The sequence below is a fragment of the Streptomyces sp. NPDC057702 genome, from assembly GCF_042799315.1.
Taxonomy (GTDB): Bacteria; Actinomycetota; Actinomycetes; order Streptomycetales; family Streptomycetaceae; genus Streptomyces.
The window spans coordinates 21,295-35,093 of the sequence record NZ_JBHVJC010000050.1 but is presented as its reverse complement, the minus strand read 5'-3'; the positions used below and the strand labels follow the sequence as shown (position 1 = coordinate 35,093).

Sequence of the window (13,799 nt, the reverse complement as noted above, 5' to 3'; positions counted from 1 at the left end):
CTCCCCAGCGGCCTCCACCGGAGACCAACGGCCCACGCGAGCCCCGCCTCCGTAGCTCAGGGGATAGAGCACCGCTCTCCTAAAGCGGGTGTCGCAGGTTCGAATCCTGCCGGGGGCACCGTTTCGTTACGCCGCCGGCCTGGGGCTTCTCCCTTGGGGAGGGGCTCTGCGGGGTGCGCGGGGCTTGAAGTTCCCTGGGTCGGCTCCGGTGGGGTGGGGCCGGCGGTGTGGGGGAGCCCGGAAGCCGTGTTCGTCGGGGTGGTGTTGTCCCTCGGCGGGGTCCTGGGTGTCTGGCGGTCGGTGTCCGGCGCGCGCCGGGTGGGGTGGCCCTACTAGAGTCGGTCAGGCGCTACCAGGGATGATCAGAGATGGGAGGCCGTGTGCCAGCGGCCCAGCGGGTTTCAAGTCGGAATGCTCGTTTCCAGCAGTGGGAGTCGTTTCTCACCAACCGGAACAAGCGGACGAGGGCCAGGGAGTTCCTCGTGCAGGGCGTCCGGCCGATCTCGCTGGCGGTGGAGTACGGCTGGACGATCCGCACCCTCATCTACGACGCCGAGCGGTCGCTGTCCCGGTGGGCCGAGGAGACGCTCCGCACCACGGCGGCCGAGCGCGTGGCGATGGCTCCGGGGCTGCTGGCCGAGCTCGGGGAGAAGGTCGACGAGACACCCGAGGTCATCGCGGTCGTGGAGATGCCGCCGGACGACCTTTCCCGCATCGCGGTGGGCCCCGACTTCCTCGGCGTGGCCTTCGACCGGCCGACGAGCCCCGGCAACATCGGCAGCATCATCCGGTCGGCCGACGCGTTCGGCGCGGACGGGTTGATCGTCTCGGGGCACGCCGCGGACGTCTACGACGCGAAGTGCGTGCGGGCCAGCACCGGCTCGCTGTTCGCGTTGCCGTCGGTGCGCGTGCCCGCGCACCGGGACGTGGCCGACTGGGTCGCGGCGCGACGGGCCGGCGGCCAGCCGATCGTGATCGTCGGCACTGACGAGCACGGCGACAGTGACGTCTTCGACTTCGACTTCACGCGGCCCACGCTGCTCGTGATCGGCAACGAGACCTCGGGCCTCAGCAATGCCTGGCGCGAGACGTGCGACCACCTGGTGCGTATCCCGATGGGCGGGGCCGCGAGCTCCCTCAACGCGGCGAACGCGGCGACCGCCGTGCTGTACGAGATCTCCCGCCAGCGCATCGCCGCCGCGAAGCGGTCCACCTGACGCCGGCGGTCACCGCCGCCGACCCCCGGTCGTAGCCCGTCGACCACTGCGGGGTGACCCTCGGGCGCGGGACACGCCCCAACGCGCGTCGTAGCCAACGGAGTTGCTACCCGTGGGACACTCTTCGCTCCACGAGCCGACCCACCCCACGGGCGCCGCACGCCCGAGACAGGCTCGACGCACCCCACACCCCACACCCCACACCCCGCACCCGCACCCCGCGCCTCTCCCCGAGCACCCACCCCCAGGCCGCCAGGCCACCCCACCCCACCCCGCTGTCAGGCCGCCAGACCGTCAGTGGGGGCGTAGGCCGTCCAGGGTCAGGTCGCGGAAGCGGCGCCAGTCGCCCACCGCGTGGCGGCTGAGCATGGCCACCGCGCCGACGGCCATGTACAGGTCGGCGATGGTGACGTCGGGGCGCAGGGTGCCGTCCTCGCGGCCACGGCGGGCCAGGGTCTCGCCGAGGGTGAGCAGCGCGTCGCCGACGGCGCCTCGGGGCGCGGTGGAGCCGAAGGTCGCGTCGATCACGCCGGACAGGCCGCGCCCCCGCTCGTGCACCTCGCCCACCCGGGTCAGCAGGCAGGCCAGCCCCTGGTGGGCGGTGGGCTGGGGCAGGCAGTGCTGCTCGGCGTAGGTGAGGATCTCCTCGAACCGCCGCTCGGCGATGGCCTCGATGAGTGCCTGCCGGGTCGGGAAGTGCCGGTAGACGGTACCGACACCGACCTCGGCGGCTCGGGCCACCTCCGCCATCTGCACCGCGTCACCGCGCTCGGCGAACAGCGCCTCGGCGACCTCCAGCACCTTGAGGCGATTGCGTTCCGCGTCGGCTCGCGACGGTCTTGACATCCCGTTACTTCCTCTGCTGAGCTTTAAACGGAATCGGATTCCGAATCCGAGTCCGGTACTGAAAGGATAGGCCATGCCCGCACACCGCTTCATCCTGCTGGACGCCGGGGCCTCCCGCCCGACCCGGGTGCCGTTGCCGCCCTCGATGGCCGTCAAGGCCGGGACCGCCGACACCGAGGGGCGGTTCTCCCTCATGGAGGTCGTCGTGGCCCAGGACATACCGCGCCACGTCCACCACGTCGCCGACGAGTGCGTCTACGTGCTGGACGGCGAGCTCGCCGTGGAGTTCGACGACCGGACCCAGACGGTCACGGCGGGCCAGTTCGTCCTGTTGCCGCACGGTGTGCCGCACGCCCTGCGGCCCGCGACCACGCCACCGCCGCGCGTGTTGCAGATCTCCTCGCCCGGCGGCTGGGAGTGCTTCCTGGAGGACATGATCGAGAACCGGACGCGGATCAGCCACCAGGGCCGGCTCGATCCCGTCGCGCTCAACGCGATCGCCGCCCGCTACGAGATCACCTACGAGGAACCGGCGTAGCGCTCCACCACCACGCGGACTACGGCGGGATCACTCCGGCGGGAGCGGGACCCCTCATGCGGGAGCAGGACTCATGACGCGATGGAACGATCTTCTACGGGGCGTTGACGACACGCGGGACAGCCAGCGGGTGTGGGCGGTGGTGACGGTGGGGGCCCGGCTCGCGCTGGCGGCGGGGTTCCTGTCGGCGGTGGCGGACCGGTTCGGCCTCTGGGGCGCGGCCGGCACCGACAACGTCGCCTGGGGTGACTACGACGCCTATCTGTCCTACGTGGGCGACCTGGCGCCCTATCTGTCCGATGGGTTGGTGGACGTGGCCGGTGGGGCGGCGACCGCCGTGGAGGTGGTGCTGGGCGTCACCCTGTTGCTGGGTGTGCGGGTGCGGCTGTCAGCCTGGGCCAGCGCCGGGGTGCTGATGGGCTTCGCGCTGTCGATGTTCTTCTTCTCCGGTCCCGAGGCGCCCCTGAACAGCTCGGTCTTCAGCGCCGCCGCCGCGGCGGCGCTGCTGTCGCTGGCCCCGGCCGACGGGCTGCCCCTCGCCCTTGACCGCCTCCGCGCGCCCGCCGACCGGCGCGCCGCCACGCACGGGGCCGGTACGCGGCCGACGTGAGGGGCGCCGGCGAGGGGTCGCGGTGAGGGGTTCGCGGGGCGGCCGGCCGCGTACGGGGGCGTGGTCGGCTGCCGCGCGGGGGCGCGGTGAGCTCGCGGCGGGGGAATCCCGTGATCATCGTGGGCGTTGGGGCGCACGTCAGCAGCAGATTCACGAAAGGCCCCCCATGCGCGCCCTCCGCATCGATCGCTTCGGCACACCCGACGTCCTCGACCTGGTCGAGGTCCCCGAACCCGCGCCGGCCGCCGGGGAGGTGGTGATCCGGGCGGTGGCGACCAGCCTCAACCCCGTCGACGACAAGACGCGGGAAGGGGCGATCGGGGCGGGGGCGCCGTCGCCGCCCATGACGCTGGGCTGGGACCTGGCCGGTGTCGTGGTGGACGGCGGCGCGAGCGAGCTACGCGCCGGGGACCGCGTGATAGCGATGTCGCACCAGCTCAGCACCGGCCGAGGGACCTGGGCCGAGCTGGTGGCCCTCCCGGCGCGGGCGGTCGCCCGCGCGCCCCGGGAGGCCAGCCTCATCGAGGCGGGCACGTTGCCGCTGCCCGGCCTGACGGCCTGGCAGACGCTGGAGTGGTTGGACGTGCGCGCCGGGCAGCGGCTGTTGGTCGCCGGCGGGGCGGGGGCGGTCGGCGGGCTGGCGCTCCAGATCGCCCGCGCGCGGGGCGCGCGCGTGGATGTCCTGGTCTCCCGGGACGCGCAGGTCGCCTTCGCGCGGGAGCACGGCGCCGACCTGGCCACCACCGACCGCGCGGAGTTGCGCGCCGGCCGGTATGACGCGGTCTTCGACACCTTCGGCGCGTTCGTGACCGACGCGGTCGCCGACGGCGGTCGGTACGCGTCGATCGCGACCCAGGCCGGCCCGGTGCCGGACCTGGCGTCGCGGGGCGTACGCACCACCGTGCACCAGGTACGCGAGGACGGTGCGGGGCTGGACGCGGTGGCCGCGCTCGTCGACCAGGGCGCGCTACGGCTCCGGGTGCACGCCACCTACGCCTTCCACGAGATCCGCGCCGCGCACGCGCGCTTCCACCGGGGCGGGCTGACCGGAAAGATCGCCGTGGCCTTCTGAGCCGGGCGCCGGCCGGACCCCCGCCGGCACCCGGCCGGTCACGGAACCTCCGCCTCCCGGGCGTACGCCGTCGCGAAGTCGGTCTCGCCCAGCGTCTGGCGCACGGCCGCGGTGATGCGGCTGACGTCGCCGCTCTCGGCCGGCGGGAGGGGGGCGCCGACGGCGGCGCGGGCGCGGGCGGCGGTGCCCAGCAGGCTGGCGGCGCGTTCGGGCTGGCCGGCGAGGTGGCGTACGCCCGCCAGCCCCTCCAACGCCAGGGCCAGCGCGCGCGGGTCGCCCGTGTCGCGGGCCGCCGCCAGGCCCGCCAGGTGCAGGTCCGACGCCGCCTGGACGTCGCCCCGCAGCTCGGCGAGGAAGCCGAGTTCGGCCAGGATCAGCGCGGACCCGTTCGCCGCGGCCAACTGGCGGTTCCACTCCAGCCAGGTGCGCAGGTACGCCTCGGCCACGTCGAGCCGCCCCTGCCGGCGTGCGCCGAGCGCGAGGCCGACCTCGGCGAACTCCTGGGCGCGCCGGTCGCCGTGCGCGAGCGCCACCTGTCGGCCCCGCTCGTGGAGTGCGTCGGCCCGCGCGTCGGCCCCGACCAGCAGGGCGATACGGCCCAACTCGGACCAACGGGTGGACAGTTCGGTCCACAGGCTCAGGTCCTCGGCGATGGCCAGGGCCTCGCGGTGGCCGGCCTCGGCCGCCCGGTAGTCACCCTCGATCTCCGCCAGTCGGCCGAGTACGCCCGCGGCCTGAAGTTGCCCCCACCCGTCGCCGACGGCGCGGAACAGTTCACGGCTGGTCTCCCCGTCCGACCGGGAGGCCGCCAGTTCGCCGCGTGCGCACCGCTGGACGCCGCGTACGCTCAGCGCCGCCGCGACGCCCCAGCGGTCGCCGGCCGCGCGGAACCCCTCCAGGGCCCGCCGCACGAGTTCCTCCCCGTCGGCCATGGCGCCGAACAGGGTCGCGGTGTAGCCGAGGAACCAGCCGGCCTCGGCCCGCTCGCGCGGGTCGTGGACGGCCTCGTGCAGCCGCAGCGGGGAGGGGGTGTCCGCGTGGAGGCCGGCCCGGTCGCCGCACAGCAGCGTCATCCCGGCGTGCCAGGCGGCGACGGCCGCCCGCCCCTCGTCGGCCGGCTCACTCCCCGAGCGGGCGGCGGGGTCGGCGCCGGCGCGCACCCCGTGGTGGGAGTCGGGCGCGGGGGCGTCCGGCACGGCCAGGGCCTCGGCCATCGAACGCCGCGCCTCGCTGAACCGGCCGCGGAGGAACCAGTACCAGGCCAGGGCGCGGACCAGCCGCCGGGCCAGCCGGCCGTCGCCGGTGACCCGCGCGGTCTCCAGGGCGGCGCGGACGTTGCCCGCCTCCGCGTCCAGCCGGCGCAGCCAGTGCTGTTGGTCGCCGCCGCGCAGCGGCCCGTTCGCCCGCTCGGCCAGGCGGGTGTAGTAGCGGGCGTGCGCGACGCGCGCCTGTTCGTACTCGGAGGCGGCGGGCACGGCGTGCGGGGCGGACGCGGGGTGCGGGGTGGCGGGCGCCGGGCCGTCGGGGGTCGGGGTGACGCCCCGGGTCGGGGTGGTGGGCGCGGTGGCGCGCATGCGCTCGTGACCGTAGGCCGCCACGGATTCGAGCAGCCGGTAGCGGGGGCCGTCGGGGGTGTCCACGACGACCACCAGCGAGCGGTCCACGAGCCGGGCCAACAGGCCCACGACCTCGGCGGACTTGACGCCACCGCCGGGGCACAGCGCCTCGGCGGCGTCCAGGGCACAGCCGTCGGAGTGGATCGCGAGCCGACGCAGCACCGTCTGTTCGGCCGAGGTCAACAGCTCCCAGCTCCAGTCGATCACCGCCCGCAGCGTCCGCTGGCGCGCCGGGGCGTCCCGCCGGCCGCCGGTCAGGAGCCCGAACCGGTCGTCGAGGCGCTCGGCGAGCCGGGCCGCGCCCAGCACCCTGACCCGCGTCGAGGCCAGCTCAAGGGCGAGCGGAATCCCGTCCACGCGACGGCAGATGGTGGCCACGGCCGCCGCGTCGCGCTCGGTCACGACGTACCCGGGCGCCGCCGCGGCGGCCCGCGCGGCGAAGAGTCGGACCGCGCTGGAGCGCAGCACCTCGGCCGGTGTGGCGCCGGGCGCCGGCACGGTGAGCGGGGGCACCTGCCACAGGTGCTCGCCCGCCACGCCCAGCGGTTCCCTGCTGGTGGCCAGCACGCGCACCCCCGGCGCCGCCCGCAGCAGCGACTGGGCCAGGCGTGCCACGGCGTCGATGACGTGCTCGCAGTTGTCGAGCACCAGGAGCAGGTGCCGCCCGCGCAGGGCCTCGGCCAGCTTCTCGGCCAGCGACCCGGCGCCCGGCTCGGACCACGGGCCGGGCCAGGCGTCGTCCCGAACGCCCAGACTCGCCGCCACCAACTGGGCCGGCCCGTCCGCCGCCCAGGTCTCCGCCGGGGCCCAGTGCGTCCGCGCCCCGGGCCACGCGGGGTCCGCCGTGTCCGCCGTGTCCGCCGTGTCCGCGAGCCGGTTCGGCCCGGCCGCCCGGGTCGAGCCCGGCACACCCGGCCAGGCCGGCGCGCCGACGAGTCCGGGCCCGGCCGGTTCCCCACCCGCCGCTCGCGGGCGGGGCGCGGGCACCAGCCCGGACAGCTCGACCAGACACGCGCCGTCGCCGAAGGACTCGCCCAACTCGCGTGCCACCTCCCACGCCAACCGCGTCTTGCCCACCCCGCCCGGACCGGTCAGGGTCACCAGCCGGGCCCGGTCGAACAACGCGCTCACCTCGGTCACGGACCGCTCCCGCCCGATCAGTTCGGTCGCGGGAACGGGCAGCGGGGCGCGACGCCAGGACCCTTCCCGGTGCGCGTCGCGGGACGCGCTCAGGTACGCGGCGGAGGGCGCGGTGTGGGGAGTGGGGTGCTCCGCGTTCGGGGCGGGGCGGGGCACGGGCGGGCTGGTGCCCTCCACGTGGGAGGCGGGGTCCGCCGCGCGCGGGGCCGGGTGCGGTGCGGGTGGCTCCGGGGTCGTCGCGTACGGGCCGGGTGGGCCGGTGGTCGGGGCGGTGACGTCGGTGACGCGGGCGGGTACGCCGGCGGGCGGGGTGCGGCTGACGAGGGGCGGCGAGCCGGGGGTGGGCGGCTCGGTGGTGGGCGGGGTCGCCTCGCTGCCGGGCCGGGTGGGCCGTGGTGTCGGGGGGACCGTGGCGGGCTGTGGGGCGCGGGCGGCGGTGGGGCTGTGGCGGAGGATGTCGCGGTGCAGCGCGACGAGGGCGGGGCCCGGTTCGAGGCCGAGTTCCTCGGTCAACCGGCGGCGCACGTCCTGGTAGACGTCCAACGCCTCGGTCGGCCGCCCGGCGCCGTACAGGGCGCGCATCTGGGCCTCCCGTAGCCGCTCGCGCAGGGGGTGGCGCTCTACGAGTTCGCGCAGGTCGCCGGCGAGTGGGCCGTGGTCACCCAACTCCAGCCGGGCGGCGGCGAACTCCTCCCAGGCCAGCAGTCGCCGCTCGGCCAGGCGGTCCGCCGCCGCGCGGGCGAACGGCTCGTCCGCGAAGTCGGCGAAGGCCGGCCCGCGCCACTGGGCCAGCGCCTCGGCCAGCCGGGCGGCCCGCTCCCGGGGGTCCGTGGTGCGGCGGGCCCGGCCCGCCAGGTAGGTGAACCGCTCGGCGTCCACCGCGTCGCGGCCCGCGCGCAGGAGGTAGCCCGGCGCACGGCGCACCACCAGATCGCGCCCACCGGCCACCGCGAGGGCCTTGCGCAGCCGCGAGACGAGTGTGTGCAGCGCGTTGCCGGGGCGGGCCGGCTGCCCCTGCCCCCACAGGTCCTCGGCCAGCCGGTCCGTGGACACCACGCGTCCCGGCTCCACCAACAGGTCGGCCAGCAGGAGCCGGACCTTCGCGTCGGGCACCGCCACGGCATCGCCGTCCGCACTCCACACGGCCAGGGGGCCCAGCACTCCAAAACGCATCGGCCCAGCCTAGGCCGGCCGAGCCCCGCGACGGGTTACGCCCCCGCACACCACCGGACACGAGCGGACACGGGCAGAGACGGGCAACCACCCACCGCCAGGCGCGGGCAGGGACAGCCAGGCGCCTACCGCCAGCCGCGCCCGCGCCTACCGCCAGACGCCTCAGGGACAGCCAGACAGCCAGACACCGCCAGGCAGGCACCGCCAGGCAGGCACCGCCAGGCAGCTACCGGCAGGCAGCTACCACCAGGGAACCCACCTGCCCGGACGCGATCAGCCACCCCCGCCCGCCCGGGACCAGGCACAGGCACAGGCCCAGGCACAGGCAACCACCGCACCCGACCAGGCGCGGGCCACCCCCGTCACGAACCGAAAGCCACCGACAGCCGGCCGAAGGGCAACCGAAAGCGGCGGCCCGCACCGTACTCCTCGTGACACCGCGCAGCGCACAGCCCCCGCCCGCGACACACGGCACCACACCGCACGGCACGGGCGAATCGCGGCACAGCCCCACCCAGCCAGGCGCCACCCACGCACAACACACCGCTCCCGAACACGAACCAACGGACGCGTCACCCCGGGCGCCAGCCAACACCCAGCACGCACCGCCAACACCCAACACCCAGAGGCAGGCGCGGACGCGGACACGGAAACAGCCACAACGCGCAGGCACCCCACACCCACCCACCCACCACAGACCGGCACACCGCGCACGGAATCACCCGCAGCGCGACACACCCCCCGCTGCGCCCGACGCAGCGCGCCCCGCCCCCACCACCCGGCGCCCCGAACCACCCGACGCAGCGCGCAGCGCACCACCCGGCGCCACACACCACGCCTCACCCGGCACGCCAGGAACCACCCAGCACCGCACAGCGCGTAGCGCACCCGTACGGCGACACCACACAGACAGATCCACAGACAGATCCGACGAACTACCCACGAGGAGAGTCACCATGAGCAGGTTCACCGGTAAGAAGGCCGTCGTGACGGGCGGGACGCACGGGATGGGGTTGGCGATCGTCGAGGCGCTGCTCGCCGAGGGGGCCGAGGTGGTGCTGACGGGGCGTAACGAGCGGACGCTTGAGGAGGCGCGGAGCACACTGCGGGGGCGGGCGGCGCACGTCGTGCGGTCCGACGCCGCGAGCATGGCCGACATCGCGGGGCTCGCCGACATCGCGCAGCGTGAGCTCGGCCGTGTGGACCATCTGTTCGTCAACCACGGCATCGCGGAGTTCGCCGAGCTCGCGGAGGTCACCGAGGAGTCCTGGGACCGGCATTTCGCCGTCAACACCAAGGGGGCGTTCTTCACCGTGCAGGCGCTCGCCCCGTTGCTTCGGGAGGGCGGCTCGCTGGTGTTCACCACGGTCGGCAACGACGTCGTCTTCCCCGGCCTGAGTGCCTACTCCGCCTCGAAGGAGGCCATGCGCGCGTTCGCGCACGTCCTGGCGGCCGAGTTCCTGCCGCGCGGGATCCGGGTGAACTCCGTGGCGCCGGGGTTCATCAAGACGCCGACGATGGGCGTGGCCGGGCTGACCGAGGAACAGCGCCGGGAGTTCGAGCGGCAGGGCGACGAGTCGACCCCGCTGGGGCGCAACGGGACGGTCGAGGAGGTGGCCTCGGCCGCGCTGTTCCTGGCAGCCGACGCGACTTTCACCACGAACGTCGAACTCGCCGTCGACGGAGGCTTCGCCCAGGGCCTGGTCAGCGCCCACTGACCCACCCGGCCACCCAGGCACCCGGCCACCCGGCCACCCCTTCCATCCGGCCAACCCCTCACCGCAGCCCCCACCACCCACCTGGCGGCCAAGCCCCCCCGCCCCCCCCGGGCCCAACCACCGAAGTCCCCCGCCCCGGGCCTGACGGCCGCAGGCTCCCCCGGGCCCAACCACCGAAGCCACCCACCCCGGGCCTGACGGCCGCAGGCTCCCCCGGGCCCAACCACCACGGCCCAGCGCTGCCCCACCGCGCGCCGCCGAGCTCCCACCGCCCTCCGGCCCTCGGTCACGCGCCCCGCGTCGCCGGGGGCCGGAGCTCATCCCCCCACCACAGGACCCACCACACGGCTCACCACAAAGCCCACCCCACCCACGGCGGGCCCCGTGGAGAGGACCGACCCGAAGGAGAGGGACCCGCCATGTCAGCCCGCGACGCCCACGACCCGCCCAGGACCCCGCCGCCCGAGGCGCCCGGGGAGGTGGTCGACAGCCCCGACCCCTCGGTCGCCGAGCACGTCCGCCGCTACCTGGCCACCGACGGCGCCAGCGGCTACCACGAGGGGGGCGCGACGAACCTGGTCCTGACCTACCGGGGCCGGCGGAGCGGCGCGTACTACCGCACGGGCCTGTTCTTCGGCCGGGACGCGGACCGTTACGTCCTCGTCGCCTCCGGCTCGGCCGTCACCCACACCCACCCCCAGTGGTACCTGAACGTGGCGGCCCACCCGGAGGTGTGGGCGCAGATCCGTGGCGAGCGGTTCGCGGCCCGGGCCCGCACCGCCACGGGCCCCGAGCGCGCGCGGCTGTGGGCCCTGATGACCGAACTGGCCCCCGTCTACCGTGCGTACGCGGCGCGCAGCCACCGCATCATCCCGGTCGTGATCCTCGAACGCCTCGCGCCACCGGCACCCGCGCGCTGACCGGCCACGCCGCACGGGGGAACGGGCCGCCGGGTGCCGCGCCGGCGCCGCGCCCGTGCTCAGACGCACGCGCCAGCCGTCGCCGCTCCCCACCGCCCACCTGTCGCGGTGCGCGCGTCGGCCGCGCGCCGGAGCGTCACCGCCCCTTCCGCCTCCTTGCGCCCCCCTGCGCCGTCCCGTCGCCCCGGCCTCGACGGGGCGGCGCGACCGGCGCGTTTCGGCGCGCCAACTCCCTTGCCTCTGACGCGCGTTGAGCCCCAGACTCCTCGACACGAGCCGGCTCCCCCGCCGGCGCACACGCTGGTTCACCCACCGGTCGGGCGCCCGACGGGCGGGGCTGGCTGGTTGTCCACCTTGCCCGGGGACCGGGGCGCGTTCTCCCTAGGCAGGCTTATTCGATAACTGTCAACATAGACGCGCGTCGCCTCGGGGGTGCAGTGGCGCGCCCCCTGACGCGTACGGAGCGTGGAGAACCCGTCACACACGGATCGCGAAGGACCGTCCACCAGGCAGGGGCTGCTGCCGCGTTCGAGGAGAGCCATGTCGACCACCACGGCCGCGTACGTCCAGGACAGCGACGACACAACCCCGCCGCCCACCACGGGCGTTCCCCCCTCACCCCGGTGCGCGACGCCGCCGCCCGCGCATCTGGCGGCGGCCCTGGGGCGGGTGCACGAGGAGGTGGTGAACCGGTTCCACGGGCGCGGCGCCCCGATCCCACCGGCCCTCGCGGGCGCCACGGTGCTGGGGCTGGGGTGTGGCAGCGGGCGCGACTGCTACGCCCTGAGCCAGCTCACCGGCCCCACCGGGCGGGTGATCGGGGTGGACGTGGCCCAGACCCAGCTGGAGGTGGCCCGCCGGCACCTGGGCTTCCACGCCGAGCGCTTCGGCTACGCCAACGTGGACTTCCGCAACGGCTACCTGGAGGACCTGAGCACGGCCGGCATCGCCGACGGCTCGGTGGACCTGGTCGTCGCCAACCGCGTGGTCAACCCCTCCCCGTGCAAGCCCCGGATGTTCCGGGAGATCCTCCGGGTGCTCAGGCCGGGCGGCGAGCTGTACTTCTCGGAGCTCTTCGCCGACCGCCGCATCCCGCCCGCCCTCATGGAGGACCCGGTGCTGCTGGGCGAGTGTCTGAGCGGCGCGCTGTACGAGCGGGACTTCCGGCAGCTGATGGCCGGCGCGGGCTGTGCCGACGTGCGCGTGGTCGAGCGGGTCCCGGTGCCCGTCTCGCGCCCGGAGCTGGCGCGCAAGATCGGGTACGTGAACTTCTCGTCGCTGACGGTGCGGGCGTTCAAGCTGCCGCTGGAGGACACGTACGAGGACTACGGCCAGACGGCCACCTATCACGGCACCCTGGAAGGCCACCCGCACGCGTTCGACCTGGACGACCGGCACCGCTTCCGCACCGACCGCCCCACCCCGGTCTGCGGGAACACCGCGGACATGCTCGGCCGGACCCGCTACGCGGCACACTTCGCCGTCACCGGTGACAAGTCCACCCACCGCGGGCCCTTCCGCGCCCCCGCCACCCCAGCCGGCCCGCCACCGACGACGCCTCCCACCACCGCCCCGCGCCGGCCGACGGGGGAGAGCGCCGGCGCGCGGGGGGCGAGGCCCCGACACCCCTGACCCCGGACGGCATCGCCGCCGGCCTCCCCCGCGATCGGGCCCCGGGTCGGGTCAGCCACGGGCGATGGTGACCCGCGCGTCCGGGGCGAACCGGGCGCGCCAGGCGAGGGAGGCGTGGACGAAAGCGCGTTTCGTACGCCTCCCGTCCCGCCCGCCGCTCACCCAGGCGGCGGGTGAGAGATCCGGCCAGCGGCGGGACACCGAGGAAGACCAGGACGTTCAGGGCGCCGCGCGTCGTCGAGATGTCGAGGTACTCGCCGTCGCCCAGCCCCAGGTCGCCGGCGGGCGCGGGCGGGCGGGCCCGGTGACTCAGGCGTCCGAACGGGCGGCGGCCAGCAGCTCGGTGGCGAAGTCCTCGGCCGTACGCGGCGGGCGCCCCAGGACGCGCTGGACGCCGTCACCGAGACCGGCCACCCCCTCGTGGCGGTAGTTCGCGTACAGGCCGTGCAGGCCCTCGATGACGTACGGCGTGACGCCCCGGTCCACCAGGGACGCGCGCCACGCGTCGTCCAGCGGGATATCGACGTACGTCACCGGCCGGCCCAGCGCGGCGGCGAACTGGTCGGCGAGATCACGCAGGGACAGCGCGCGCGGGCCGCTGATGTCGATCTCGCCGCCGACGGGGCGCTCGGCCAGCAGCTCGGCGACCGCGATATCCGCGATGTCGCGCACGTCCACGTAGCCACGGGCGCCGGGGCCGGCCGGGTCGGCCAGGGTGCCTTGGGCGATGGCCGCCGCCAGGGGGAGGAAGTTCTGGAGGAACCGGTCGGGCCGCAGCAGCGTGAACTCCGGTACCCCGGCCTCCCGCAGGCGCTCGGTGACCACGTCGTGGGCCCCGGTGACGGTGTCCGCGACGTACCCCTCGCCGACGAAGGCGCGGGCCCCGAGCTTGACGACCCGACGGACGCCGGCCTCGATCGCGGCGTCGGCGACGGTCGTCTCGGCCGCCACCTGGTCGTCGGCGAAGGGGTGCGCCAGAAAGAGGCGGTCCGCTCCGGCGACGGCGGCCCGGGCGGCGGCCGGATCGTCCGCCGAACCACGGACGATCTCGCCGGCCACCGGGCCCAGCGCGTCGACGCTCGCCTGCGAGCGGACGAAGAAGCGCACGTCGGTCCGGTCGCGCAGGGCGCTCGTCACATACCGGCCCACCGCGCCGTTCGGTGTCGTGACCACGATGGTCATCGGTCCCCCTCACAGAGATGATCACGTTTCGCGCACTCCAACGCGCCCCCCGCGTCAGGGATTCCCGCACTCCGCCCCGCTCCCCCGGGACCGCTTCCCCGGGGTGACGCCTCGGGGTCGCCCGCGCCCATGTCT

Annotated in this window: 10 protein-coding genes, 1 tRNA gene and 1 pseudogene; 8 read left to right on the top strand and 4 right to left on the bottom strand. The window is 75.4% G+C overall.

The genetic code is table 11. From position 1 onward, the window contains the following. The first annotated feature begins 45 nt into the window (after positions 1 to 45). Positions 46 to 118 (top strand) — tRNA-Arg (locus tag ACFVFR_RS29105). A gap of 250 nt (positions 119 to 368) precedes the next feature. Further along, entirely contained in the window at positions 369 to 1,217 is an 849-nt protein-coding gene (locus ACFVFR_RS29100; protein WP_383707072.1) for a TrmH family RNA methyltransferase, read from the top strand. A gap of 294 nt (positions 1,218 to 1,511) precedes the next feature. Here the strand turns inward: ACFVFR_RS29100 and ACFVFR_RS29095 are convergent, their stop codons facing one another. Next, entirely contained in the window at positions 1,512 to 2,063 is a 552-nt protein-coding gene (locus ACFVFR_RS29095; RefSeq protein WP_383707070.1) for a TetR/AcrR family transcriptional regulator, read from the bottom strand. A gap of 73 nt (positions 2,064 to 2,136) precedes the next feature. Here ACFVFR_RS29095 and ACFVFR_RS29090 point away from each other — a divergent pair, with 73 nt between their 5' ends. From ACFVFR_RS29090 to ACFVFR_RS29080, 3 genes are all read left to right on the top strand, one after another. Further along, positions 2,137 to 2,601 carry a cupin domain-containing protein gene (locus ACFVFR_RS29090; RefSeq protein WP_383707068.1) on the top strand — a complete coding sequence of 155 codons (465 nt, stop codon included), beginning with the start codon at positions 2,137 to 2,139 and terminating at the stop codon, positions 2,599 to 2,601. A gap of 73 nt (positions 2,602 to 2,674) precedes the next feature. Further along, a complete protein-coding gene (locus ACFVFR_RS29085; RefSeq protein ID WP_383707066.1) occupies positions 2,675 to 3,211 on the top strand; it encodes a hypothetical protein in 537 nt (178 codons plus the stop codon). Between the two features lie 166 nt (positions 3,212 to 3,377). Then, positions 3,378 to 4,283 carry an NADP-dependent oxidoreductase gene (locus ACFVFR_RS29080; protein WP_383707064.1) on the top strand — a complete coding sequence of 302 codons (906 nt, stop codon included), beginning with the start codon at positions 3,378 to 3,380 and terminating at the stop codon, positions 4,281 to 4,283. A gap of 38 nt (positions 4,284 to 4,321) precedes the next feature. Here ACFVFR_RS29080 and ACFVFR_RS29075 read toward each other — a convergent pair whose 3' ends face one another. Further along, the gene (locus ACFVFR_RS29075; RefSeq protein WP_383707062.1) at positions 4,322 to 8,212 is read right to left on the bottom strand and encodes a BTAD domain-containing putative transcriptional regulator; all 3,891 of its coding nucleotides are present in this window, start codon (positions 8,210 to 8,212) and stop codon (positions 4,322 to 4,324) included. 956 nt (positions 8,213 to 9,168) lie between these two features. On the opposite strand from ACFVFR_RS29075, the gene ACFVFR_RS29070 reads away from it, so the two are divergent. The 3 genes from ACFVFR_RS29070 (at position 9,169) to ACFVFR_RS29060 (ending at position 12,482) form a co-directional block, all read left to right on the top strand. Continuing rightward, positions 9,169 to 9,930 (top strand): SDR family oxidoreductase, encoded by a 762-nt coding sequence (locus ACFVFR_RS29070; RefSeq protein WP_383707060.1) that lies wholly within the window; start codon positions 9,169 to 9,171, stop codon positions 9,928 to 9,930. Positions 9,931 to 10,349: 419 nt separating this feature from the next. Continuing rightward, complete coding sequence (locus ACFVFR_RS29065; RefSeq protein ID WP_383707058.1) at positions 10,350 to 10,850, top strand: nitroreductase/quinone reductase family protein; 501 nt, start codon at positions 10,350 to 10,352, stop codon at positions 10,848 to 10,850. A 540-nt stretch (positions 10,851 to 11,390) separates the two neighbouring features. Next, positions 11,391 to 12,482: a methyltransferase domain-containing protein gene (locus tag ACFVFR_RS29060; protein ID WP_383707056.1), complete on the top strand. Its 1,092-nt coding sequence runs from the start codon at positions 11,391 to 11,393 to the stop codon at positions 12,480 to 12,482. Positions 12,483 to 12,591: 109 nt separating this feature from the next. Here ACFVFR_RS29060 and ACFVFR_RS29055 read toward each other — a convergent pair. After that, positions 12,592 to 12,762: pseudogene (locus ACFVFR_RS29055) on the bottom strand (arsenical-resistance protein); the annotation flags it as partial. A gap of 29 nt (positions 12,763 to 12,791) precedes the next feature. Further along, on the bottom strand, positions 12,792 to 13,664 hold the full coding sequence (locus ACFVFR_RS29050) for an NmrA family NAD(P)-binding protein (protein WP_383707054.1): 873 nt from the start codon (positions 13,662 to 13,664) through the stop codon (positions 12,792 to 12,794). Positions 13,665 to 13,799 lie beyond the last annotated feature (135 nt).